This is a genomic window from Plantibacter lichenum, from assembly GCF_050587525.1.
In the GTDB taxonomy this organism is placed as follows: domain Bacteria; phylum Actinomycetota; class Actinomycetes; order Actinomycetales; family Microbacteriaceae; genus Plantibacter.
The window spans coordinates 106,910-129,353 of sequence record NZ_JBOBFT010000002.1 but is presented as its reverse complement, the minus strand read 5'-3'; the positions used below and the strand labels follow the sequence as shown (position 1 = coordinate 129,353).

22 protein-coding genes are annotated in these 22,444 nt (G+C 68.6%); 11 read left to right on the top strand and 11 right to left on the bottom strand.

What is annotated here, in order from left to right:
• Positions 1-107: 107 nt before the first annotated feature.
• The 3 genes from ACQ3HB_RS04035 to ACQ3HB_RS04025 form a co-directional block, all read right to left on the bottom strand.
• Entirely contained in the window at positions 108-1,748 is a 1,641-nt protein-coding gene (locus ACQ3HB_RS04035) for a TIGR04028 family ABC transporter substrate-binding protein (protein WP_430917978.1), read from the bottom strand.
• A gap of 223 nt (positions 1,749-1,971) precedes the next feature.
• Positions 1,972-3,663 carry an LLM class flavin-dependent oxidoreductase gene (locus ACQ3HB_RS04030; protein ID WP_430917976.1) on the bottom strand — a complete coding sequence of 564 codons (1,692 nt, stop codon included), beginning with the start codon at positions 3,661-3,663 and terminating at the stop codon, positions 1,972-1,974.
• Positions 3,664-3,800: 137 nt separating this feature from the next.
• Positions 3,801-4,283 carry a heme-degrading domain-containing protein gene (locus tag ACQ3HB_RS04025; protein WP_430917974.1) on the bottom strand — a complete coding sequence of 161 codons (483 nt, stop codon included), beginning with the start codon at positions 4,281-4,283 and terminating at the stop codon, positions 3,801-3,803.
• 59 nt (positions 4,284-4,342) lie between these two features.
• On the opposite strand from ACQ3HB_RS04025, the gene ACQ3HB_RS04020 reads away from it, so the two are divergent.
• Entirely contained in the window at positions 4,343-4,762 is a 420-nt protein-coding gene (locus ACQ3HB_RS04020) for a GNAT family acetyltransferase (protein WP_430917972.1), read from the top strand.
• Between the two features lie 302 nt (positions 4,763-5,064).
• On the opposite strand, the gene ACQ3HB_RS04015 is transcribed toward ACQ3HB_RS04020, so the two are convergent.
• Positions 5,065-6,177: an Rv2578c family radical SAM protein gene (locus ACQ3HB_RS04015; protein ID WP_430917971.1), complete on the bottom strand. Its 1,113-nt coding sequence runs from the start codon at positions 6,175-6,177 to the stop codon at positions 5,065-5,067.
• 85 nt (positions 6,178-6,262) lie between these two features.
• On the opposite strand from ACQ3HB_RS04015, the gene ACQ3HB_RS04010 reads away from it, so the two are divergent.
• From ACQ3HB_RS04010 to ACQ3HB_RS04000, 3 genes are read left to right on the top strand one after another with little or no spacing between them, the layout of a single operon-like run.
• Entirely contained in the window at positions 6,263-6,655 is a 393-nt protein-coding gene (locus ACQ3HB_RS04010) for a PadR family transcriptional regulator (protein WP_430917969.1), read from the top strand.
• Entirely contained in the window at positions 6,652-7,437 is a 786-nt protein-coding gene (locus tag ACQ3HB_RS04005) for a hypothetical protein (protein WP_430917967.1), read from the top strand. Before ACQ3HB_RS04010 ends, ACQ3HB_RS04005 begins: the two co-directional genes overlap by 4 nt.
• Positions 7,437-7,691, top strand: coding sequence for a hypothetical protein (locus ACQ3HB_RS04000; protein WP_430917965.1), 255 nt, complete (start codon positions 7,437-7,439; stop codon positions 7,689-7,691). The genes ACQ3HB_RS04005 and ACQ3HB_RS04000 overlap by 1 nt, the downstream gene beginning before the upstream one ends.
• Positions 7,692-7,724: 33 nt before the next feature.
• On the opposite strand, the gene ACQ3HB_RS03995 is transcribed toward ACQ3HB_RS04000, so the two are convergent.
• On the bottom strand, positions 7,725-8,297 hold the full coding sequence (locus tag ACQ3HB_RS03995; RefSeq protein ID WP_430917964.1) for a MepB family protein: 573 nt from the start codon (positions 8,295-8,297) through the stop codon (positions 7,725-7,727).
• Positions 8,298-8,517: 220 nt separating this feature from the next.
• On the opposite strand from ACQ3HB_RS03995, the gene ACQ3HB_RS03990 reads away from it, so the two are divergent.
• Together ACQ3HB_RS03990 and ACQ3HB_RS03985 are read left to right on the top strand one after the other, a co-directional pair.
• Positions 8,518-9,189 carry a hypothetical protein gene (locus ACQ3HB_RS03990; RefSeq protein ID WP_430917962.1) on the top strand — a complete coding sequence of 224 codons (672 nt, stop codon included), beginning with the start codon at positions 8,518-8,520 and terminating at the stop codon, positions 9,187-9,189.
• A gap of 243 nt (positions 9,190-9,432) precedes the next feature.
• Positions 9,433-10,902, top strand: a complete 1,470-nt coding sequence (locus tag ACQ3HB_RS03985; RefSeq protein WP_430917960.1) for a mannitol dehydrogenase family protein — start codon at positions 9,433-9,435, stop codon at positions 10,900-10,902.
• Positions 10,903-11,153: 251 nt separating this feature from the next.
• Here the strand turns inward: ACQ3HB_RS03985 and ACQ3HB_RS03980 are convergent, their stop codons facing one another.
• From ACQ3HB_RS03980 to ACQ3HB_RS03960, 5 genes are all read right to left on the bottom strand, one after another.
• On the bottom strand, positions 11,154-11,966 hold the full coding sequence (locus tag ACQ3HB_RS03980) for an energy-coupling factor transporter transmembrane component T family protein (protein ID WP_430917958.1): 813 nt from the start codon (positions 11,964-11,966) through the stop codon (positions 11,154-11,156).
• Complete coding sequence (locus ACQ3HB_RS03975; protein WP_430918418.1) at positions 11,963-13,987, bottom strand: ABC transporter ATP-binding protein; 2,025 nt, start codon at positions 13,985-13,987, stop codon at positions 11,963-11,965. Before ACQ3HB_RS03975 ends, ACQ3HB_RS03980 begins: the two co-directional genes overlap by 4 nt.
• Before the next feature lie 115 nt (positions 13,988-14,102).
• Positions 14,103-14,813 carry an ECF transporter S component gene (locus ACQ3HB_RS03970; RefSeq protein ID WP_430917957.1) on the bottom strand — a complete coding sequence of 237 codons (711 nt, stop codon included), beginning with the start codon at positions 14,811-14,813 and terminating at the stop codon, positions 14,103-14,105.
• Between the two features lie 377 nt (positions 14,814-15,190).
• Positions 15,191-16,141: a pirin family protein gene (locus ACQ3HB_RS03965; RefSeq protein ID WP_430917955.1), complete on the bottom strand. Its 951-nt coding sequence runs from the start codon at positions 16,139-16,141 to the stop codon at positions 15,191-15,193.
• Complete coding sequence (locus ACQ3HB_RS03960) at positions 16,138-16,479, bottom strand: GNAT family N-acetyltransferase (RefSeq protein WP_430917953.1); 342 nt, start codon at positions 16,477-16,479, stop codon at positions 16,138-16,140. The genes ACQ3HB_RS03965 and ACQ3HB_RS03960 overlap by 4 nt, the downstream gene beginning before the upstream one ends.
• Positions 16,480-16,685: 206 nt before the next feature.
• Here ACQ3HB_RS03960 and ACQ3HB_RS03955 point away from each other — a divergent pair, with 206 nt between their 5' ends.
• The 5 genes from ACQ3HB_RS03955 (at position 16,686) to ACQ3HB_RS03935 (ending at position 20,929) form a co-directional block, all read left to right on the top strand.
• Positions 16,686-17,798, top strand: a complete 1,113-nt coding sequence (locus tag ACQ3HB_RS03955) for an AI-2E family transporter (protein WP_430917951.1) — start codon at positions 16,686-16,688, stop codon at positions 17,796-17,798.
• Positions 17,799-18,115: 317 nt separating this feature from the next.
• The gene (locus tag ACQ3HB_RS03950; RefSeq protein ID WP_430917949.1) at positions 18,116-18,586 is read left to right on the top strand and encodes a hypothetical protein; all 471 of its coding nucleotides are present in this window, start codon (positions 18,116-18,118) and stop codon (positions 18,584-18,586) included.
• A 133-nt stretch (positions 18,587-18,719) separates the two neighbouring features.
• Positions 18,720-19,361 (top strand): hypothetical protein, encoded by a 642-nt coding sequence (locus tag ACQ3HB_RS03945; protein WP_430917947.1) that lies wholly within the window; start codon positions 18,720-18,722, stop codon positions 19,359-19,361.
• Between the two features lie 84 nt (positions 19,362-19,445).
• Positions 19,446-20,321, top strand: a complete 876-nt coding sequence (locus ACQ3HB_RS03940) for a YcnI family protein (RefSeq protein WP_430917945.1) — start codon at positions 19,446-19,448, stop codon at positions 20,319-20,321.
• Complete coding sequence (locus tag ACQ3HB_RS03935; RefSeq protein WP_430917943.1) at positions 20,318-20,929, top strand: copper resistance CopC family protein; 612 nt, start codon at positions 20,318-20,320, stop codon at positions 20,927-20,929. Before ACQ3HB_RS03940 ends, ACQ3HB_RS03935 begins: the two co-directional genes overlap by 4 nt.
• Before the next feature lie 172 nt (positions 20,930-21,101).
• On the opposite strand, the gene ACQ3HB_RS03930 is transcribed toward ACQ3HB_RS03935, so the two are convergent.
• Positions 21,102-21,758 carry a fasciclin domain-containing protein gene (locus ACQ3HB_RS03930; protein WP_430917941.1) on the bottom strand — a complete coding sequence of 219 codons (657 nt, stop codon included), beginning with the start codon at positions 21,756-21,758 and terminating at the stop codon, positions 21,102-21,104.
• Positions 21,759-22,444 lie beyond the last annotated feature (686 nt).

The following is a 22,444-nucleotide window of genomic DNA, read 5'->3' as shown; positions in this document are numbered from 1 at the left end:
GGGTGTGCGATCGAGGGCGTGTGATCGAGCGGACTGGACCGGACGTCGCGAACGACGGCGGGAACGCAGGGAGCGCGCGATCACCCGATCGCGCGCTCCCGACATCGCTACTTCTTGTCGAGCCAGACGTCGTAGAACGTCGGGCGACCGACGGACTCGAACTCGACGCCCTTCACGTACGGCGCGGAGCCGTAGACCTGGGGCTCTTCGAAGAGCGGGATCACGTACGCCTGCTCGGCGAGGTAGTCCTGCACGGCGGCGTCCGCTTCGAGGCGCTTCTTCGGGTCCGGTTCGGAGGCGACGGCCAGGAGGAGCTCGTCGAGCTTCGTGTCGTTCGAGAGGAGCACGTTGCGGTTCTTCGTGTAGAACTGGCTCTTGATCACGTCGAGATCGGCGCGGCCGACCATCGAGTTCAGCAGCGGCGTCTTCAGCGGGTCCTTGATGTCCTCCGCGTAGCTGCCGGCATCGGCCGACTTCACGTTGAGCAGGACGCCGATCTTCTTGAGCTGCTGGCTCACGAGCTCGAGCGCCTGCTTCGAGAGCGGCTGCGCCTTCGACTCGTACACGTCGAGGGACAGCTTGGCGCCGTCCTTCTCTCGGATGCCGTCCGAGCCGAGCTTCCAGCCGGCCTCGTCGAGGAGCGTCGCGGACTTCTTCGGGTCGAACTTCAGGAGAGCCGATTCGTCCTTGTAACCGAGCGCCGTGGACGAGAGCGACGAGGTCGCCTTCGGGTAGTTCTTCGTGTAGATCGTGTCGACGACCTCCTGGGTGTCGACGCCGGCGACGAGCGCCTGACGGACCTTGATGTCGCTCAGGATCGGGTTCGTGAACCGCAGATACAGCGAGTTGTTCACTCCACGCGTCTGTGGAGCGTGGATGTCGAAGCCTGCCGCCTCGACCTGTGCCTCGTCGAATGCCTGGACGTAGCGGATGTAGTCGGCCTGGCCGGAGGTGAGGGCGCCGATGCGGACGCTGTCCTCCGGGGTCACGACGATGTCGATGCCGTCGAGGTAGGAGCGGCCCTGGTGCTTGAGGGACGGCGGAGCCCAGTCGTAGTCGTCACGGGCCTTGAGCTTCAGCTCGGTACCGATCTTCTCGTCGCTCACCGTGAACGGGCCGGAACCGATGATGTTCTTCGCGTTGCCCGCGCCGAACCCTTCGAGGTTCTGGTCGAGCGTCGCGGGGGAGACGATGCCGGAGGTGATGGTCGACGTCGCCTGCAGGAATCCGGGCGCCGGAGCGGAGAACGTGAACGTGACCGTGTGCGGGTCGACGACCGTGCTGCCCTGGTAGTTGTTCACGGCCTCGGAGATCGTGAGCGCCTTCTCCTGGTTGCCGAGGCCGTAGGTGTCGAAGTTCTTCGCGACCGCTGCAGCATCGAGCGGCGTGCCGTCGGAGAAGGTGACGCCGTCGCGCAGGGTGAAGGTGTACTCCGTCGCATCGGCGTTGACCGTCCACTTCGTGGCCAGCCACGGCTCGATCTCGAGCGTCTTCGGGTCCTGGTAGGTCAGGCGATCGGTGATGTTGTTGACGATGCCGCCGTTGGGGTAGAAGCCCGCCTGCGGCGGGTACAGGTTCGTGTACGGCTGGTACTCGAGGTAGGTGAGGGTGCCACCCGTGATCGGGTCGCCGCCGGAACCGGAGGTCGAGGCGGGGGCTGCGCCGCCGGCGCACGAGGCGAGGAGCGCGGTCGCGGCGATGGCGGCGATCCCGGCCGCGAGGATGCGGCGAAGGGCTGGTCGGGGCATGGTTGTTCGCTTTCGATTGCTGGGGTGGACGCCCTCTTGCGGCCGGACGATGCTGTGGTCCGGTGCTCCGCGGAGGGTGCGATTCGGGGGTGCTGGGAACGGCGCGACGATGAGCGTGGCACCAACAGTAGGGATTCAAGAACGCCTGTTGGGCAACAGGACGAAATGTGACGAGCGGGGGTCCGTTCGCCGTCATCCGGCCTTCGGGAAGCCGTTTCCGAGGTCAGGAGACGGTTTGGGGCACACGGTCGTCGGACGTGTGCAAGGGGCTCTCGGCGGCCTCCGACGCAGCCGCCGCAGCGCGCGACGCGGCAGCCCGCACGTGCACGTTCTCGGGTCGTTCGAGGCCCAGATGCTCGCGGAGGGTGTGACCGCTGTACTCGGTCCGGAACAGGCCTCTCCGCTGCAATTCCGGGACCAGGAGCCCCGTGAACGCCTCGAACTGGGCCGGCTGGAACGCCGTCAGGACATTGAAGCCGTCGACTGCCCCCGCGCGGAACCAGCGCTCGAAGTGATCGGCGACGGTCACCGCGTCACCGGCCACGATCGCGGCCGGAACCACGCTCGTCACGAGCAGATGACGGAAGGTTACGAAGCGGTGTCCGGAAGGGCTGGATGGCGCGTTCGCCGTCGTTTCGTCGTCGATTGCGGCCGATTCGTCATCGTTTCCGGGCCGCTCGTGGCCTTGGACAGGGGCGACGACGCGACCCGTGCGCTCGCCGACGAGTGCGACGAGCCGGCGACCCGCATCGGAGAATCCCGCGAGGTCCGCGTCCGTGACGACATCGGCGAGACGCTTCCCGGCGAGGTCTGCGCCGACGGTTTCGGCGAGGGCCGCGATCGTGCGGTTCGTCGGGAACGCATCGGGGAGGGGCGCTCTCGTCGAACCCGCCGTGTCGGCCGGAACACGATCGTCGACGGGGATGCCGTCGAGCAGCCGATCGACGATCGCCCACGCCTCCTCGGTCGTTTCGGCGACGACCGGCAGGATCGGCGAGATGACCTTGAGTGCATCGGGATCGCGGCCGTTCGCGGCGGCCTCCGCGCGCAGGCTCGCCCGCAGCTCGATGCCGGCCTGGAGGGTCGGCACCGCGACGAGCGCGAGGTCCGCGTGGGCCGCGACGAGCTCGCGCGACCGCGGCGAGGTCCCCGCGTTGACGATCGGCAGGTGCCCCTGCGGCGGTCTCGCGGCGTTCAACGGACCAGTGACGCTGAGAGTCGAGCCGACAATGTCGCTCCGGTGCAGCTTCGTCGGGTCGATGAGGACGCCGCCATCCTGATCGCCCACGAACGCGTCGTCCTCGAAGGAGTCCCACAGCGACCGGAGCGCACCGACGAACTCCTCGGCCCGGTCGTATCGGTCGGCGTTGCCCTGGTGGGCATCCCGCCCGTGATTGCCCGCCGCGCGCGGCTCTGCGCCGGTGACCAGGTTCAGCCCCGCACGCCCTCCGGACAGGATGTCGACGGATGCCGTGCTCCGGGCGAGCGTGTACGGATCGGAGTAGGTCGTGTTCGCCGTGGCGATGAGGCCGATGCGTTCGGTGATCCCCGCGGCGAAGGTGATTGCGCTCACCGGGTCGATGCGAGCGAGGAGGTACGGGTCGCGGTACTCGAGGTCATGGCCGGTCGCGAGCCAGTCGCCGAAGAAGAGGTAGTCGAGGCGGGCGTCCTCCGCGAGCTTCGCGACCTGGCGGATGATCGTGCCGTCATCGGCGGGGTCGTGGTGGGCGCCCGGCTGCCGCCAGCCCGACGGATATGCGCCGAGCGCGCGGAACATCGCGCCGAGGATGAGGTGCCGGGGTGCGTGCGTGCTACTGCTGCTCTTGCTCGTGCTGCTGTCCGCGTCGTCTCGGGATCGCTGCGTGCTGCTGCTGCTGGTGTCAGCGTCGTTTCGGGGAGGGGTGTCGTGCGTCATGCCTCCCGACGCTACGCATCCGTACGTGCGCGTTCCCGCCCGTTACGTTTCCCTACGCCCGCCCCTCCCAGCCCGCGAGGTGTCACATATGGCTCGTAACGGACGTACCGAACGAGCCATATGTGACACCTCGCGAGCTAGGGGAGGGTGAGGCGGAGAGCCTCGACGACGAGGGCGTGATCGGTCGCCTGCGTCAGACCGCTCACGGCGACGACGCCGACGAGCTCATCGCCCACGTGGATCGGGAACGCCCCGCCGTGGGCCGCGTGCAGTTCGGGATCGAGTCCGGACTCCGCCGCGAAGTCACGACCGTCGAGCCGGAACTGCGCGCCGACGAACCATGATGCGTGATCGAAGATCCGCACCGTGCGCGCCTTGCGCATGATCCAGTCGTCGTTCTCCGCGCTCGACCCGGGGAGCCCGCACTGGAACGCGCGCTGTTCGCCGAGGAGCACGGCGATGGAGACCGGGTGCTCGCGTTCGGCGGCCAGGTCGTGGAGGATGTTGCCGAGCTTCCAGGCATCGGTGTGATCGAAGGCGGCGAAGCGGAGTTCGCGTTCCTGCTCGGCGATGGCGGCGACGAGAGCGGTGTCGGTTTCGTGAGCGGCGGCGTCAGACATGTCCACATCATGGCACGTGGACCGCCTCGACACGGGATGGCTTGCGCCAGACTGGAGGGATGCAGATCCGCCCGTTCGCCGTGTCAGACCAGCCCGTCGTCGTCGCCCTCTGGGAGGCCTCCGGGCTGACCAGGCCGTGGAACGATCCCGCGAAGGACATCGAGCGAAAGCTCACCAACCAGCCGGAGCTGTTCCTGGTCGGCGAGCACGGTGGCGAGGTGATCGCGACGGCGATGGTCGGCTACGACGGTCATCGCGGGTGGGTCCACTACCTCGCGGTCGCACCGTCCCGTCGTGGCGAGCGCCTGGGCCAGGCGCTCATGGTCGAGGCCGAACGCCTGCTGACCGAGCTCGGCTGCCCGAAGCTGAACCTCATGGTGCGCACCGGCAATGAGCAGGTCGTCGGCTTCTACCGGGCGATCGGCTACGGCGTCGATGACGTCGTCGTCTTGAGCAAGCGCCTCATCCCCGACGCCTGACCGTCGCGCCGCCTGACCGTCGCGCCGCCTGACCGTCGCGCCGCCTGATCGCCTGACCGATGCATCCCGGGCCGACTGTCGCCCCGCCCTCACAACTCCTTCACGCATAACTCCTTCGATTCTGCGCCGCTGCGGATCGGAGCCCCGGAATTCCGGGCCAGTTCTCCGGGCGATGTCGAAATCGAAGGAGTTGTGGTGGAAGAGCCGCGGTTCGTCGGTCCAAGTCAGTGCAACTCGGGGCGACTCACCGCAACTCGCTGCGCCCGCCGCCGCTTCGAGCGTCGGCCCCGGAATACCACGACTCAGAACAGCGTGGGCTGCACCTGCAGGCCGGTCATCGGGGCGCCGCTCCTGGCGAGGTCGTCGAATCGGACGCCCTTGTGGACGCTGACGCGTTCGCCTTCATCGTTGCGCATCATCCCGATCGCGCTCGACCGCACGCCGCCTGTCGCGGGGTCTTCTCGTCCGCGTTCGAGGCCGTGCGCACGGATGAGGGGGCGGATGCGTGCCGCCAGCCAGCGCCGGTACTCCTTGGGCGCGTGCATGCCCGTGCGGTAGAGGTCCTCGTAGCGGTCGACGAGTTCTGGGTGTTCGCGTGCGAGCCACTGCATGTACCAGGGCTTCACGCCCGCTTTGAGGTGCAGCGCCGAGTAGAGCACGGAGGTGGCTCCGGCCTGTGCGATGCGGGTGAGCGCGTCGTCGAGGTGGGCGACGGAGTCGGTGAGGTAGGGGAGGATCGGCATCATGAACACGCTCACGTCGAAGCCCTGATCCCGCGCTGCCGTGACGGTCGCGAGGCGGGCTGTGGCGGTCGGGGTGCCGGGCTCGATCGAGTGTTGGAGTTCGTCGTCGAAGATGGCGATGGACATCGCCAGGTCGACGGGGACGCGCTGTGCCGCCTCGGCGAGCAGGGGGAGGTCGCGTCGGAGCAGAGTGCCCTTCGTGAGGATGGAGAAGGGTGTTCCGGAGTCCGCGAGGGCGTCGATGATCCCGGGCATGAGCCGGTACTTCCCTTCCGCGCGCTGGTAGGGATCGGTGTTGGTGCCGAGGGCGACGGGGTGTTTGCCCCAGCTGGGCTTCGCGAGTTCCTTGGCGACGACCTCGGCCACGTTGACCTTGACGATCACCTGCGTGTCGAAGTCGCGCCCCGCGTCGAGGTCCAGATACTCGTGCGTCGGTCGCGCGAAGCAATACACACAGGCATGCGAGCAGCCACGGTAGGGGTTGATGGTCCAGCCGAACGGCATCTCGGATTGGCCTGGCACCCTGTTGAGCGCCGATTTGGCGAGGATCTCATGGAAGGTGACGCCGGCGAACTCGGGCGTCTGCACGCTCCGCACGAGGTTGTTGAGCTTGGCGAGGCCGGGCAGCGCCGACGTGGTCTCCGTGCCGAGTTCCTGTCCGCTCCACCGCATGACTCCATTAGAACATATGTTCGATCGGGTGGCCCTCTTTTCCGCGAAGTGGACATGAGGAACCTATGTTCCTATAGTGGATGTCATGCCACGACGTCGCGCCGGAGCCTGGCTCCCCCTGGAACTCGAGATCCTCGACTGCGCCATCGCGCTCCAGCACGAGGGCGAGGGGGTCTACGGGTTCTCGATCGCGAAGCGGCTCTCCGAGCAGGACGGTCGCGAAAGCCTCATCGCCCACGGGACGCTCTACAAGGCCCTCGCCCGGATGACGGCGGCGGGCGCCCTCGAATCGGCCTGGGAGGACCCGTCCCTGTCCGAGGCGGAAGGGCGTCCTCGTCGTCGGCTCTATCGCGTCACGCCCGTCGGACAGGAAGCCGTGACCGCGGAACGACAGCGTCTCCAGCAGGCCGAACGTGAGCGCGCTGCATCGGCACGCCCCGCCGCGAACGGCGCGACCGCTGCGGTGAGGCACGCATGACCGTCATCCGCTCGGGCCCCTACCGTCGCTCGGCTCGGCGGGTGCTCGCCTGGTGCGAGTGGTACACGCGTGACCTCGATCCGCGCGTCGCCGCTGAGCGCCGGGACGAGATCGCCGCGGACCTCCACGATGAAGCACTGCACGCGGAGTCCTCCGGCGCGACGCCCGCATCGGCGGCGCGGTCGATCATGGGCCGGTGGATCCGCGGCGTGCCGGCCGACCTCGCCTGGCGGGTCGAACGACTCCGCAACGGTGAGGCGGCATCGCCCGTCCCGATGTCGATCCGTCGCATCGGGGCGTCGCTCGCTGCCGTCCTGTTCATGCTCGGCCTCACGCTCGCCGGCACCGGAGTCTTCACGCTCGTGCGTGTCGTCCGGGCCCTCGTCATCGGCGATACGACGGCGGTCCCGCCCGGAACCAGGTGGCTGCTCGTCCTCACGTTCTTCGCGATCCTCGGCACGATCCTGGTCTGTTCGCGCGCGACGAGGAGCATCGGGGCCCTCCTCCTCGTGCCCTCGGTGCTCATCCTGCAGCGCAGTGCTGACGTCCTCTGGTTCGTGAGCGCGACCGCCCAAGTGATCGTCGCCCGCATGTGGCAACTCGATCTCCTCATCTCCGTCATGAGCATCGGTCTCGCGATCGTCTTCCTCGCGGCCGCTCTGTGGTGGTCGCCGTCGATCCTGACCTGGCGGCGCCGTCGCACGCCTCCTGCCGTGTCGGCCTCGACCGGTCCTGCACCGATCCTTCCCGCATCGACCGGTCCCGTGACCGAGGTGCGCTGATGGTTGCCGAACCAGCCTCAGGTGACCACGACCGGTCGGCGAAGGCTCCGGATGATCCGGAGACCGGGCGCCCGCTCGTCGCCAAGCAGCGCTTCGCCCTGAGGATCGCTGTGGCGGCCGTTGCGGCATCCGGGTTGATCCTGCTCGGCGGTGCAGGTGTGGCCCTCGCGACGAGCGTCGGCACGGCGATCGCCCAGCACAACGCCCAGCAGGAGCTCGTCCGCAACAACCCCTGGGCGCCCTCCGCCGACTGATGCCACTCCCCGATCCCAGGGGCGTTCATCTGATCAGGCGGCGAAGAGGCGGCTGACGTCGGCGGAGGAGGCGGGACCCGCTGTGAGGTCGAGGAAGTGAGGCGCCTGCTGGGCCTGCAAGCGCTCGGCCTGGCGGCTCGACGGGGCGACCCATGGCGCGTAGAGGCGGAAGCCGCGCTTGCCGACGCTCGTGCGAGTGCGAGTGCGAGTGCGAACGCCATCGCCATCGCCACTGCCGTCATCGGACACAGCGCCGGATCTGTCGGCCGAAACGAGCCCGTACCCCACGAGTGCCGCCTTCGGGAAGACGAACAGACCGAACGATGCCCCTTCGCGCACGGCGATGGTGAAGGCGTCGAACGGATCAGCGACGTCGAACGGCCGGGTCCCGCCGTCTGCCGCGCGTCTCCAGACGGCGACGAACGCCCCGTTCTTCGTTGGGGTGATGCGAGCGAATCGACCGACGATGCGCAAGCCGGACACAGTGTATTCGATGCCGTCGTAGTCGAGCCCGTCGACGTCCGGCCGGACGTCCTCCCGCGTGAGGCCGGCGGGCGAGAACACGGACTCGTCGACGCTCGCCCACGGGTTCGTCTCGGTGCTCACGGTCCTCAACGCTAGCGGTTTCGGGCCGGAGAAGTTATCCACATCTCATATATGAGTGCTTGACTGATGTGGCTGCCGCCTGTGACAGTTGCTCAGTCATCGACTCGCGAGAAGAGAGTCGTGGTCGCTCGGAGCAGCGCAGAGAAGTGCCCCGGCGCGCCGACACCGAAGTGCCTCGTCCGGGGCTTACGAAATCAATCGTACGAGATCGAGGTGCAGAGTGGAACCCCATGACCCCGCCGAGCTGCTGATGCTCCCGTTCGCGATTGGCGACGACCGCTTTTCGACGTATCTCGAGGCCACCGACGGCGATACCGCGCGCGCGATCCGTCTGTATTCATGGAATGTGGAAGTCGCGGCGAGCTTGTGGGGCGACTTCCATCTGCTTGAGGTGACACTTCGGAACGCGTTGCACGCGCAACTCGCACGTTTTTGCGGGCGGGATGAATGGTGGCTCTCCACCACGCTGACTGCGGGCGATCATGCGAGTATTCGTCGCGTAACGGTTTCGTTGGATCGAACGAAGCGCGATCGTTGGGTGGCAGGGCATGTCGTGGCCGAACTCAGCTTCGGATTCTGGACCGGATTGCTCGCCAACTGCTATCACGCACAGCTGTGGGAGCCTTCGGTTCGAATGGCCTTCGACCGGAGTCACGGTCGGCGAGGCTCGCTGCATGCTTCGCTTGAGCGGCTCAGGAAGTTGCGGAACCGCATTGCTCACCACGAGCCGATCTTCACACGAGACCTCGAATTCGACCACGCGCAAGTTCTCCGGATTCTCCGCTCGCTCAACACTGACGTCGCCCTGTGGAACGAATCCCATTCACGGTTGCCGGCGATCATCGCAGGGCGGGAAGCGACTCTCGCCGGCTCGCGGTCATCGCGGTTCTGACGGTGCACCAACCCACCGGAAACGGCCACTTGCGAAGCGGAGAGATCGGCGTACCCTGGAGGAACAGGAGCGATTCAGTACCGAAGCCCCTCACGGTGTTCCCCCGAACTCCGTGAGGGGCTTTCGTCATTCCGCGAGAGTCGCGAGGCCAGTGTCCGGTTCAGGTGGGTTTCGTGCCCGGTTCGTGCCCGTTTCGAATCCCGACGGATGCCGCATGCAGCGCTCGTGCGTATGCTCGCCTCCATGCGACTCGACAACGCCGCCATCGCCCACCTCCCCGCCGACGTCCCCGGACCCGTCTACGACCGTTCCGCCGTCTCCGTCGGCATCGTGCACGTCGGCGTCGGCGGCTTCCACCGTTCGCACCAGGCCATGTACCTCGACCGATTGATGAATGCGGGCCTCGCCCTCGACTGGGGCATCTGCGGCATCGGCGTCCTCCCCGGCGACCGCCGTCTGAGGGACGCCCTGGTGCCCCAGGACGAGCTCTACACGCTGGCGCTCAAGCCCAACGACGGCAGCCTCGACGCCCGTGTCATCGGTTCGATCGTCGAGTACATCCACGCGCTCGACGAACCCGAAGCGGCCATCGAGCGCCTCGCATCGCCAGACGTGCGCATCGTGAGCCTCACGATCACGGCGTTCGGGTACAACATCGATATCACGACGAGGGTGTTCGATGAGACGGCCCCGGCGATCGTCGCAGACCTCGCAGACGGAGCCGTCCCCGCGACCGTGTTCGGCCTCGTGACGGAAGCGATCCGCCGCCGCAGGGAGCGCGGCATCGCACCGTTCACGATCATGTCCTGCGACAATTTCGAACACAACGGCGATGCTGCGCAGACGGCGTTCGTCTCGTTCGCGCGGCTGAAGGATCCGGAGATCGCCGCCTGGATCGACGAGAACATCCCGTTCCCGAACTCGATGGTCGACCGCATCACCCCGGTCACGACGCCGGAGGACATCGCCCGGATCGCCGACGAGTTCGGCATCGAAGATGCGTGGCCGGTGGTCGCCGAGACCTTCGAGCAGTGGGTGCTCGAGGACCGTTTCGTCTCAGGCCGACCGCCGTACGAGGACGCCGGCGTGACGATCGTGGACGACGCCGAACCGTACGAGCGGGTCAAACTCCGGCTCCTCAACTCAACCCATCAGGCATTGGCGTACCTCGGGATGCTCGCCGGATACTCCTACACGCACGAGGTCATGCAGGATCCCGAATTCGAGGCGTTCCTCCGCCGGTACATGGACGACGAGGTCTCACCGACCCTCAGTGGGGCCCCGATGGACCTCGCCGAGTACACGGACACGCTCGTCCTCCGCTTCTCGAACCCGGCCGTCCTCGACACGCTCGCGCGGCTCGGATCGAATCCCTCTGCCGGGATCCCGCAGCTGGTGCTGCCGATCGTCCGCGACAACCTCGCCGCGGGTCGGGACATCGCGCTGGGCGCCGCCGTCGTCGCCTCCTGGGCCCGGTACGCGGAAGGAGTCGATGAACAGGGCGGCTCGATGGCGCTTCCCGATGCCGAACCGGCGGCGCTCGCCGAGGTGGCGCGCTCGCAGCGCATCGACCCGCTCGCATTCCTGCGGAACCGGGAGCTGTTCGGAGACCTCGTCGACGACGCCGTCTTCACGGCCGCGTACGTGCACGCGCTCGACGTGCTGCACACGCGTGGGGCGCGGGCCCTCGTCGGGGAGCTCGCCGCTCGCTGAGCCGTGACCAGCTGCGCTTGACCGGTTTCGACCGGGCCGGCCAGACCTGCTGGTGCGCGCATAACTCCTTCGATTCGAGCATGCCGACATCCTGGATCCCCGGAATTCCGCGGATCCGGATGCTACGCCGACGCACATCGAAGGAGTTGTGGTGGTGACGTCGGCGAGAGGTAGGCAGGCAGGCAGGCAGGTAGGCAGGCGGGTAGGCCGGGCGGGCTCGGCGGGCGCGCGGGATGCAGCGGGCGCCGCGCTCAGGGACCGGGGGAGAAGGACCAGATGAGGATCGCGCCGGTGGCGATCCAGAAGAGGATCATGAACACCCAGTCGCGCGTCCGGAACGGGATGATCGACCGTTCCGTGCGCTGGGAGTGCGCGCCGAACGCGCGGGAGTCCATCGCGAGCGCCACCCGCTCCGCATGCCGGATCGCTCCGGCGAGCAACGGCACGATGTAGCCGACGGAACGACGGACGGCCGCGATCGGACCGCGACCACCGACCATCCCGCGAACCCGATGCGCGGAGCGGATGACCTCGAGCTCGTGTCCGAACCGCGGCACGAAGCGATACGCGGCGAGTGCCGTGTAGCCGATGCGGTAGGGCACGTGGAGCTGCTGGATCATCGACCGGACGAAGTCGGGACCGCTCGTCGTGAACCCGCCGATGAACGCGAGCACGAGCAGACTCATCAGCCTGAGCGCCGTCGCGAGGCCGACCACGAGTGCGCCCAGGTAGAAGCGGTAGTCGCCGACCTGGAAGAGGATCACGGAACGGTCGACGTGTGCGCTGTCCGTCCAGAGCCCGAAGCTGAGCGACCCGACGGCGATGACGAGCGGCAACACGACGAACAGGAGCAGCGCCGTGCGTTTCGTGAGGGTCGCGCCGACGAGGATGAGGAGCAGACCCAGTCCGATGAAGAGGACGGGCGTCGCGATGTCGCGCAGGAAGACGAGCACGATCATCGCGGGGAGGGGCGCCGCGAGCTTGGCGAGCGGGTTGAGTCGGTAGAGGAAGCGGTACGCCGGATGGGTCGTCGTGGCGTACGGATCGATGGTCGCGGCGCTCATGCGTCGTCCGCCGTGGAGGATGAGGGCGGGCTCCCGGTCCCTGAGCCTGTCGAAGGGTTCTGTGGACTCCGCCCTTCGACAAGCTCAGGGACCGGGTGCGGCTCGGGGACTGGGTGCGGCTCAGGGACCGGGTGCTCGGGAACCGGGTGCGGCTCGGACGGCAGATCCTGCAGACGAGCCAGGTGCTGCCAGCTCGGGTGACGGTCGACCGCGCGCATCGCCTGCGCGAGCGGCGGCAGACGGAGCCCGGCGCGTTCGATGAGCGCGTCGTCGGCGAGGATGTCGGCAGTCCGCCCGTAGGCGAGGAGGCGGCCGTCGTCGAGGACCGCGACGTGACTCGCATCGTCCGCTACGAGCTGCATGTCGTGCGTGACCACGATGACGGTCGTGCCCTGCCGATTGAGGTCACCGAGGAGCCCCAACAGTTCGACGGCGCGTTCGCGGTCCTGCCCGAACGTCGGTTCGTCGAGTGCGAGCACGGGAGCGCCCGCGATGAGCGCCGTCCCGACCGACAGCCGTCGCTTCTGGCCGCCTGACAGCAGGAACGGATGCACATCGTGCAATGACTCGAGTCCGAATCGCACGAGCATCTCATCCACTCGCCGGGTGATCTCGGCATCGGCGACCCCGCGGATGCGCAGCCCGTGCGCAAGCTCCTCGCGAACCGTGTGCATGATGAACTGGTGCTCGGGATTCTGGAAGACGAAGCCGATGGCCGCCGCCAGGGTGCGCACGTCGCTGCGGCCGGGATCGATGCCGCCGACCCGGACGTGCCCGCGCGGCGGAGCGACGACCCCCGCGATCGCCTGCACGAGCGTGGTCTTCCCCGCGCCGTTCGTCCCGATGACGGCGACGAAATCACCCGCGCCGATGTCGAGGGAGACGTCGTGCAGGATCTCCCGTTTGCCGCGTGTGACGGTCAGTCCGTGGACGGAGACGGCGGGAGTCGCGGAGTTTCCGCTCCCCGAGCTGGGGCCGGTCCCTGAGCTTGTCATTCCGGTCCCTGAGCCTGTCGAAGGGTTCTGTGGACTCCGCCCTTCGACAAGCTCAGGGACCGGGGTGGCGCGCTCAGGGACCGGGGCTGTGTGCTCGGGGACCGGGGCTGTGTGCTCGGGGACCGGGGCGGTGTGCTCAGGGTCCGGGGGGATGTGCCCTGACAGCGCGGGCAGCTCCGCTTGCGCGTTGAGCGCCGTCGCGAGCTCGGCCGGGGTCAAGGGGAGCGGGTCGAGCGCCACTCCTGCATCACGCAGCCGGAGCCCGGCGAGCGTCGCGACCGGCACCCACACCCCCATCGCGAGGAGCTCGTCGAGGTGGCCGAGGAGGATCTCGCGCGTCGGTCCGTCGAAGGCGAGGCGGCCTGCGCGATCGAGGACGACGACCCGGTCGACGAGGTCGATCGCGGCGTCGAGGTTGTGCTCGACGAGCACCACGGCGTGCTGGCGTTCCTGGACGAGGTCGCGGAGGACCGCGTAGACCTCGTCGATCCCGGCGGGGTCGAGGTTGGCGGTCGGCTCGTCGAGGACGAAGAGGCTGCTGCCCATCGCGAGCGCACAGGCGATGGCGAGGCGCTGCCGACCGCCGCCGGAGAGCCGATCCGGGTTCTCCGCCCGGCGCTCCCACAGCCCCACCTGTCGGAGCGCCCGCTCGGCGCGCGCGAGGACCTCGTCGACCGCAAGCAGCTGGTTCTCAGGACCGAAGCAGACCTCGTCCAGGAGGGTGCCGGTCACGATCTGCGAGTCGGGGTCCTGGAAGACCATCGCGACGTGTTCGCTCAGTTGTGCGACGGACGCGGTGGCCGTGTCGAGTCCGCCCGTGACGACCGTCCCGTCGAGCGTCGCTGGGACCGCGTGCGGGATCAGACCGTTGAGTGCGAGCGCGAGCGTCGATTTGCCCGAGCCGCTCGGTCCGAGGAGGAGGACGACCTCACCCTGCGCGACCTCGAACGAGACGCCGTCCGGAGTGGAGGCGGCGCGTTCGTCGTGTCGGATGCGGACATCGCGAACCGAGGTCGCCGCGTGCATCGAGTTCGGCGATGCGCCCGATGCCGGACGTGGGGCCGCAGCGAACGGCTCGTCTGGTGGTGGTGGGGTCGCGGTCACGGGTGCGTTCGGGCTGACGGGTCCGGGGACCGTGCGCTCAGCGACCGCCCGTGGTCGGGGTGGTCCCGGTCGTGCCCGTGGAGGGCGCGCCATCGCTTGCGTCGCCGCCCGTTCCTGCATCGATGCCGGTGCTGGCGGTGGTCGAGGTGACGGTGGATGAGGTGCCAGCGGTAGCAGAGACGACGGTCGCCGTCCGACGGTCGACGGGCAAGCTCAGCGAGCGTCCGACGCCGGCGCGGGTGAGGGCCGCCGCGATGCCTCGACCGAGCGCTGTGAACGCGATCGGGCTGAGCACGAAGAGGGCGATGTAGACGACCTGGGCGGCCGGTGCGAAGTGGTTGATGCCGAGGGCGACGAGCACTCCGCCGCCGAAGACGAGACCGGCGATGCCCGCCGCCAGGTAGAAGATCCACGGCTTCCAATTGCGGAAGCGCGTGATCGCGAACGGCAGCTCCTGGAGGAGGCCGATCGCGAGGCCCGTGCCGAAGTAGCGGAAGAACCACTGTGGGCTGAAGGCCGCCGAGACGAGTCCGGCGGTCACGCCCGTGATGAGCGCGACGCCGGCACGCCGGAGCAGCGCCTGCGAGACGACGCCGGGCAGGAAGTAGACGCCGATGATGATGCCGTAGAGCACGGGCGCCGTGGCCGAGATCGCACCGCCGACGTACCCGCTGACGACGAAGACGAGGCCGCCGCCGACGCCGATCGCTGCGCAGGTGAGCAGCAGGCGCGTGCTCAGTCGGTTCATGGTGCTCCGTTCGGGACGGTCGTGGAGGTCCGGAGCCCTGAGCAGTCGTTCGCGATGCCTCGACGAGGACGGCGACGCGGCTGACGGGCCGTGAGGCCAGCCTATCCTTTGTCGCGCACCTCGTCTCCAGCGACTGTCGTCCACTGGGCGATCGCTCAGCTTGTCGCCGTCATCGTCCGGGCCGTCCCATCGGCCCGCTCAGTCGCGCCGTCATCCAGCCGGGTGTTCACAACTCAGGACGGGTGCGGTGTGTCGCCTCCGCCGCGCCGTCTCGGCGGCCCGACACGCCGGAGCGCTCCTGAGTTGTGAACACACCGGAGCAGGACAGCTCTCCCCGAGGCGCTGCAGAAGACGGGCGCGAGCGACCGATGACCAGCTCAGAGCGAGCGGCGGCGAGGCGTGAGGCGCACGTTCGGGAGCGGGGGAGCCGGGATGTGATCCGCGCCATGTCCCGCGACCGTTCCGAAGCGCACGGCGCCGCGTTCCCAATCCTCCCGGGCGGACGCGATCTCATCGTGGCTGCGCGCAACGAAGTTCCACCACATGACGAGCTCCTCGCCGAACGGGACGCCGCCGAGGAGGACGAACCGAGCGCCGTCCGACGTCGAAACGTGCACCGCGTCGCGACCTGTGCCGAGGTAGAGGAGCGGACCGGAACGCAACTCCGTCCCCGCGATCTCCACCGTCCCCGAGAGGACGAGAACGCCGTGTTCGAAGGCCGGATCCACGGGGATCGAGGCGGACGCGCCCGCATCGAGCATGACATCCGCACCGAGGAGCGGCGTGTGCACGAGCGCGAGCGACTCCGCATCGCCGAGCGACCCGACGAGCACGGTCGCCCGCAGACCGTCCGTCTCGAAGACCGGCAGCTCCGTGTGCTGTGCGAACGCGGGATCGCCGTCGGCGACATCGCGCGGCAGGGCCACCCACAGCTGGAGGCCGTGCATCGACGACGGTTCGTCGCCCAGGGAGAACTCCGAGTGCGAGACGCCGTAGCCGCTCGTCATGATGTTGAGTTCGCCCGGCCGCACGATGACGTCGCTCCCGACGCTGTCGCGATGCCGGATGTCGCCGTCGAGCGGCCAGGTGACGGTCTGCAGTCCCGTGTGGGGGTGGGGGAGGACGCGCATGACGGCCGCCTCCTCATCGAAACGGTCGAGGAAGCACCAGGCGCCCACCATCGGCAACTCGCGTTGCGGGAGGGACCGGTGAACGCTCAAGCCGCGGACGCCGCCGAGCGGGACCTCGCGCGATTCGAGGACGCGCGTCGTCGAATCATCGGTCGCGGCGCACAGCTCGGTCTCACCCCCGGTGTCCAGCCTGGTCATGCCGACGCGCCGTCCTCGTCCGGCTCGGCGGGGCGTTCCGCAGGCCACTCGACGTGCGCCTCGAACGCCGGATGCTTCCGCAGGTACGCCTGCACGAACGGGCAGTAGGGGACGATCTTCTCCCCGCGCGACACGACGTCCTCGAGCGAACCCTCCACGAGGATGCTGCCGAGCCCCTGCCCGCCGAAGTCCGGATCGATCTCGGTGTGCGTGAACACCACCTGCCCGGGCCTCAGCTTGTAGCCGGAGATGCCGGCGCGGACATCGCCCACCCAGATCTCGTACTCGTGGGTCGTCTCGTTCCGCGTGACGCGTGGTGCTGCTGTCGGCTCCGCCATGGCATCCCTTCCGGTCACCTTCACCGTAGTCCCGGGCGGGACGCATCGCACCCGATTCGGGGTCCGATCCCGCCGCCGTCGGCGTGGAGGGCCCGCGAGCGGCGCCCAAGGGGGTTGGCTGGACGGACGAAGCGGTGTTGTCTGGGCTGAGCCTCGCTCTCAGCAGGCCGGGCGACACCGCCGCACCGACTGGAACGGGGAACCACATGGGCCTATTCGATCGCACCGAACCGACGGAGGAGCCTCCGCGGCTGTGGAGCGACCGCATCGGCGTCGTGGCCACCAGGAGCCTGCAGATCATCGCGATCGTCGCCGTGGCGGCCCTCGTCGTGTTCGCGATGACGCAGCTGTCGCTCGTGATGATCCCCGTCGTCCTCGCGCTCATCCTCGCGTCCGCGATCCACCCGCTGGTCCGTTGGATGCGCGTCAAGGGCATCCCGTCGATCCTCGCCACCTGGATCGCGCTGCTCGCCCTCATCGTCATCCTCGGCGGCGTCGGCTGGCTCATCGTGTGGGCCGTCCGCTCGCAGTGGGACGACCTCGTCTCCTCCGCGTCGGACGGCATCGATGCGCTGCAGGACTACCTGCAGCACCTCCCGTTCTCGATCAGCAGCGAGCAGATCGACAGTGTGAAGGAGGGCGCGGTCGGCTTCCTCACGAGCAGCCAGTTCGGCAGCGGCGCGTTGGCGGGCGTCTCGGCGACCGCGAGCTTCTTCACGGGCCTGTTCCTCATGGTCGTTGTCCTGTTCTTCTTCCTGAAGGACGGACCGAAGATCTGGGAGTTCCTGCTCCGTCCATTCACGGGTGCGCAGTACGACCGCGCTCGCCGCATCGGCACGAAGACGGTCGACGTCCTCGGCGGCTACGTGCGAGGAACAGCGACAGTCGCTGCGGTCGACGCAGTCGGCATCGGCGTCGCGCTCGCGATCATCGGCGTGCCGCTCGCGCTGCCCCTCGCCGTCGTCGTGTTCCTCACCGCGTTCATCCCGCTCGTCGGAGCGACCGCGGCGGGCATTCTCGCGGCCCTCGTCGCCCTCGTCGCGAACGGACCGGTCGCCGCGCTCGTCGTGATCATCGTCGTGATCGCCGTCAACCAGCTCGAAGGCAACTTCCTCCAGCCCGTCGTCATGGCTCGCTCGCTCAAGCTCCACGCGCTCGTCGTCCTGCTCGCCCTGACCGCGGGCACGATCCTCGGCGGCATCGTCGGGGCGGTCCTGTCCGTGCCGATCGCGGCCGTCGCCTGGGGCATCATCTCGGTGTGGAACGGTCCGGACCAGCCTGCTGAGCCCGCGCGGCAGAAACGACCGGAGACCGTGTAGGCCGCCTGCCGGAATCTGTCTGGCCCGCTCCGCGCGCCGACCCTCGCCCGCTCCGCGCGCCGACCCTTGCCCGCCCCGCTTCGCCAGTCCTGCCCCTCTTCGCCAGCCCCGCCCGGCTCGCCGACCACCCGCCCCCATCACCCACCCCTCGCTCGCGTAACTCCTTCGATTTCGACAGGTCCGCGGGCAGACCCCCGGAATTCCGGGGCAGCCGATCCGGCGCTGTCGAAATCGAAGGAGTTACGCGAGCGGGGCGAGAGGCAGGCGACTCAGGCGACTCCGGCGAGTCGGGACGTGAGGACGGCTAGCATCGTGATGTGGACGTCCACGACCTGATCGGGCTCATCCTCGAGGTCTTCACCTGGATCGGTCTCGGCTCGGCCGTGGTCGTGCTCGTCATCATGCTCATCGCGCGGGCCGCGGACGGCACATGGGTCGAGACGCACGCCGTGATCGTCGACGGGGTCGGGGTCGACGGCGCGGGCGTCGATAGGGCGCGTGTCGACGGCGATGCCAGTCCGGACCCGGACCCCGACGTCGCGCCGAAACAGCTCCGCTGGATGACGGAGGAGAGCGAACTCTTCTCACGCGACCTCACCGACGCGGAGGCCGCCGCCATCCGCGACCCGGACGAGGCGATCGTCTACTACTCGCGTCGCGATCCATCGCTCGCCCGCTTCGGACGCCGCGCGGAACACGCCAAAGCGCTCCGACTGCTGTTCTTCGTGACCGCGGGGGTGGGCGTGGGGTCGTTCATCGCGTCGTTCATCGTCCTGTTCGCCGAGTGAGCCTGCGGTCCCGCCGCGCAGGGTCGCATCCGCTCATCTCTCCACAGCCCGTCCCACGACCGTGATCGGCGCCGCGCTCCGGTACCCTGGTCGTGTGCGCATCGCACGAGCCGGATCCAGGCGGAGGAACAGCATGAGCGAACGGTGGGCACGGGTCGCCCGCGGCACCGCGGCTGCTGCATTCGCTACCTTCGCCGCCGCGCTCTCGCACACCCTCGGCGGGGCCACCGTTCCGTCCGTGTTCGTCGTCGTGGTCGGCTTCACCTTCGCCATGCTCGTCTGCATCGGCCTCGCAGGTCGCCGCATCAACCGCATCGGTCTCGCCGCCTCCGTGCTCGTGAGTCAGCTCGCGTACCACTTCCTCTTCAGCGTCGCATCGGGTTCGGCGGCCGCATCGGTCGTTCCGCAGGCCGGCGGCTCCACGGCGCTGCACCAGCACGACGCCGTCATCCAGATGCAGGTCACGACGACCGGTGCATCCACCGGCACCGCGAGTGCCGCGCACATGCACGGCGGCTCGGCGATGTGGATCGCGCACGTCCTCGCCGCCGTGGTCACGGTCTCCGCAATCCTCTACGCCGAGCGTTGGATGCGCGCAGCCGTCACCGCGTTGCACCGGCGGGTCCTGCCCGTCCTCGCGATCGTCGCGCCCTCGCTCATCCCGTCGCCTCGCCGAGTCCGCTGGGCTCGCGTCAACAGTTTCCCGCGCCGTATGGGCGTCATCCTCCTGCACCTCCGACACCGGGGACCACCGATGGTGTTCGCCGCCCTGTAGCGGCACGCGCACCATCCTCTTCCCCTTTTCCCGTCCGTGACCGGCGACCGCCGGACGGACTCTGTCGACAGGACAAACAGCGTGATGAACAGCACCCGCACCTCCAGCATCAGCACCGAGCTCGCCGCTTCCGCGGGCGACGCGAGCGGCTCACGGAAGCCCTCGCGTTTCAGGCGTGCAGCCGTCGTGGCCGCAGCGATCGGCGGCGGCTCGCTCCTCGCCATCGCCGCACCGCTCGCAGCCTCCGCGCACGTCGGCGTCGAGCCCTCGAGCGGAGCAGCCGGTTCCACGTCCGTGCTCGCCTTCTCGGTCGGGCACGGCTGCGACGGCTCGCCCACCACGAGCCTCACCTTCACCATCCCTGAGGCCATCAACTCCGTGACGCCCGCGGTGAACGCGAACTGGGACATCAAGAAGGTCATGGTCCCGCTCGCGAAGCCCATCACCGACGCCCATGGCAACCAGCTCGCCGAGCGCGTCGGACAGGTCGTCTACACGGCCAAGACCCCGCTCGCGGACGGCTTCCGTGACACCGTGGCCTTCCAGGTGCAGCTGCCGGTGGACGCCGCGAACACGAGCCTCGCCTTCCCTGTGACGCAGGCGTGCGAGGTCGGGGAGACGGTCTGGGACCAGGTCGCCAAGAAGGGCCAGGACCCGGAGTCGCTCGAGTCCCCGGCTCCCGCGGTCGCCGTCGGCCAAGCGGTGACCGAATCCGGCCACGGTGACGGCGATGGAGACGGCGATGGCGACGCCGCAGCCGGTCACGATGAAGCGGCAGCGTCCGACGCCGGCTCGACCGATGTCCTCGGCCGTGTCCTCGGCATCGCCGGACTCGCGGTCGGAGCTGTCGGCATCGTCCTCGCGGTCTCCGCTCGCCGTGGTCGTCCGGCAGGCGCCGGTTCAGGCGCAGGCTCGTCCAACGCCGGCTCCAACGACTCCTCGAAGACGGAGGGCAAGTGACCACGTCCCGCTCCCGGGCGTTCGCCGCGACCGCCGCTGCTGCGTTCATCGCCGTGGCGGCGGTCGTGGGGGTCGCCTCTCCCGCATCCGCGCACAACTCGATCGTGTCGACCACTCCGGCGGCCGACAGCACGGTGACCGAGCAGCCGGAGCAGATCGTCATCACCACGAATGACAACCTGCTCGACCTCGGCGACGCCGGCAACTCGAACCAGATCCAGGTGACCGGGCCGGGTTCGGAGAAGCTGTACTACGGCACGGCCTGCACGACCGTGAACGGTCCGGCGCTCGTGATGCCCCTGCAGCTGGGGCAGGCGGGGGAGTACACGGTCACGTGGCAGCTCGTCTCGACCGACGGACACCCGCTCTCCGGCAGCTACACGTTCACCTGGGCGCCGGCCGTCGGCCAGGAGCTCGCCGAGGGCGCTTCCTCGCCGAAGTGCGGTCAGGCCGGTGCGGCACCCGCGCCAGAGCCGTCCTCGACCGATGCGCCGTCCGCTCAGGCGTCCGGCGGCATCGGCGGTGACGTGTGGTGGATCGTCGGAGCCATCGGCATCGTCGTCGTCGCTGGAGCAGCGCTCCTCGTCGTCACACGTCGTCGCCCCTAACCGCCGCCCGCCCCTCCCCTCTTCTTCTGCCGAGGGGTCGCAAATTGCGGGTGCTGAGTGAGCTCACCCGCACTTTGGGGCCCCTCGGCAGAAGTAGGTGGGGGCGAGGGCAGACAGAACGACGCCCGCCATCCGGAAGGATGACGGGCGTCGTGCTGTGAAGCGGTGAGACTTACTTGGGCATCAGGACCGAGTCGATGAGGTACACGGTCGCGTTGGCGGTGTGGACGCCGCCGCAGATGACCTTGGCACCGTTGACGGTCATGTTGTCTCCGCTGCCGGCGACCTCGACCGTGCCACCCTCGACGGTGGTCTGCGTGCCGTCGATGGCGTCAGGAGCGATCTGGCCGGGAACCACGTGGTACGTGAGGATCTTGGTCAGCGTCGCAGCGCCCTCAGGCGTCTTCAGGGAGTCGATCGTCGCTGCATCGATCTTCTTGAAGGCGTCGTCGACCGGTGCGAAGACCGTGAACTCGGAGCCGTTGAGCGTGTCGACGAGGTTGACGTCGGGGTTCAGCTTGCCGGAGACCGCAGCCACGAGCGTGGTGAGGAGCGGGTTGTTCGACGCTGCGACGGCGACCGGGTCGGTCGACATGCCGACGACGGAACCGGGGCCGGAGGGGACCTGGTCGGCGTAGGCGGCGCAACCGGGACCGACGAGGTCGGCTGCCGGGTCGGCCGTCATGGCCGGGGCGGACGATTCGGAGGTCTTCGGGGTGCTCGAGGCGCCGGCGTCCGAGCTGGACCCCGTGGAACATGCCGCGAGTCCGAACGTGGCGATCGCTGCAATCGCGAGTGCTGCAACGGTGTGCCGTTTGTTGATGCGCATGTGATTTCTCCTTTGATGAATGACGCTGTGGTGGTGCGGTGGTGAACGGTGAGGCGATGATGCGTTGCCTCCGTGGTGCTTCGGGATGTTCCCGGGAGGCGACCCTCACAGACACCTTCGGAGCCCCTCACCTGCCGGTTTGGAAAACTTCTGAATTCATTCCCGATCCGTCCCGAATCCCTGCAAACACGCGGAGAACCCGTTCGCAACTCAGGAGCGTGTGTTCGCAACTCAGGAGCGTGTGTTCGCAACTCAGGAGCGTCCGGGCGTGTCGTGGCCGCATCGGGGGCGAAGGCACGCGCCACGCCGCATCGCTCCTGAGTTGTGAACCGGGGCTCCTGAGTTGTGAACCGGGGCTCCTGAGTTGTGAACCGGGCGATGCTGCACCGTTCGCGCCGGAAGCAAGCGGGGCCGGAAGCAAGCAGGGCCGCGAGCTTGCCGGCCGGAAAGCCGGAAGCAAGCAGGGCCGCGAGCTTGCCGGCCGGAAAGAGGATCGCGCGCGCGAGGGCGATGCGATGCGACCACGCCGATCCTGGACATCGCCCGATCCGGTCCACATCCGTCCAATCACTTCCGGCCTCCGCACCGAACCACCCCCATCAGCCGAAGCCGGCACCACGGCGGTTCGGCGCAGACGGCCGGGTCGGCAGACGCCTCCGGCACTTCGGCACCACAGACGGAGGACA

What these genes read in the sequence shown, in the direction of transcription:
- ACQ3HB_RS03960 (WP_430917953.1), bottom strand. Translation starts at nt 16,479, where the DNA reads ATGGCGGAGCCGACAGCAGCACCACGCGTCACGCGGAACGAGACGACC.
- ACQ3HB_RS03945 (WP_430917947.1), top strand. Translation starts at nt 18,720, where the DNA reads ATGAGCGAACGGTGGGCACGGGTCGCCCGCGGCACCGCGGCTGCTGCA.
- ACQ3HB_RS03940 (WP_430917945.1), top strand. Translation starts at nt 19,446, where the DNA reads ATGAACAGCACCCGCACCTCCAGCATCAGCACCGAGCTCGCCGCTTCC.
- ACQ3HB_RS04010 (WP_430917969.1), top strand. Translation starts at nt 6,263, where the DNA reads ATGCCACGACGTCGCGCCGGAGCCTGGCTCCCCCTGGAACTCGAGATC.
- ACQ3HB_RS04005 (WP_430917967.1), top strand. Translation starts at nt 6,652, where the DNA reads ATGACCGTCATCCGCTCGGGCCCCTACCGTCGCTCGGCTCGGCGGGTG.
- ACQ3HB_RS03930 (WP_430917941.1), bottom strand. Translation starts at nt 21,758, where the DNA reads ATGCGCATCAACAAACGGCACACCGTTGCAGCACTCGCGATTGCAGCG.
- ACQ3HB_RS03965 (WP_430917955.1), bottom strand. Translation starts at nt 16,141, where the DNA reads ATGACCAGGCTGGACACCGGGGGTGAGACCGAGCTGTGCGCCGCGACC.
- ACQ3HB_RS04030 (WP_430917976.1), bottom strand. Translation starts at nt 3,663, where the DNA reads ATGACGCACGACACCCCTCCCCGAAACGACGCTGACACCAGCAGCAGC.
- ACQ3HB_RS04020 (WP_430917972.1), top strand. Translation starts at nt 4,343, where the DNA reads ATGCAGATCCGCCCGTTCGCCGTGTCAGACCAGCCCGTCGTCGTCGCC.
- ACQ3HB_RS03970 (WP_430917957.1), bottom strand. Translation starts at nt 14,813, where the DNA reads ATGAACCGACTGAGCACGCGCCTGCTGCTCACCTGCGCAGCGATCGGC.
- ACQ3HB_RS04025 (WP_430917974.1), bottom strand. Translation starts at nt 4,283, where the DNA reads ATGTCTGACGCCGCCGCTCACGAAACCGACACCGCTCTCGTCGCCGCC.
- ACQ3HB_RS04035 (WP_430917978.1), bottom strand. Translation starts at nt 1,748, where the DNA reads ATGCCCCGACCAGCCCTTCGCCGCATCCTCGCGGCCGGGATCGCCGCC.
- ACQ3HB_RS03955 (WP_430917951.1), top strand. Translation starts at nt 16,686, where the DNA reads ATGGGCCTATTCGATCGCACCGAACCGACGGAGGAGCCTCCGCGGCTG.
- ACQ3HB_RS04000 (WP_430917965.1), top strand. Translation starts at nt 7,437, where the DNA reads ATGGTTGCCGAACCAGCCTCAGGTGACCACGACCGGTCGGCGAAGGCT.
- ACQ3HB_RS03980 (WP_430917958.1), bottom strand. Translation starts at nt 11,966, where the DNA reads ATGAGCGCCGCGACCATCGATCCGTACGCCACGACGACCCATCCGGCG.
- ACQ3HB_RS04015 (WP_430917971.1), bottom strand. Translation starts at nt 6,177, where the DNA reads ATGCGGTGGAGCGGACAGGAACTCGGCACGGAGACCACGTCGGCGCTG.
- ACQ3HB_RS03975 (WP_430918418.1), bottom strand. Translation starts at nt 13,987, where the DNA reads ATGCACGCGGCGACCTCGGTTCGCGATGTCCGCATCCGACACGACGAA.
- ACQ3HB_RS03985 (WP_430917960.1), top strand. Translation starts at nt 9,433, where the DNA reads ATGCGACTCGACAACGCCGCCATCGCCCACCTCCCCGCCGACGTCCCC.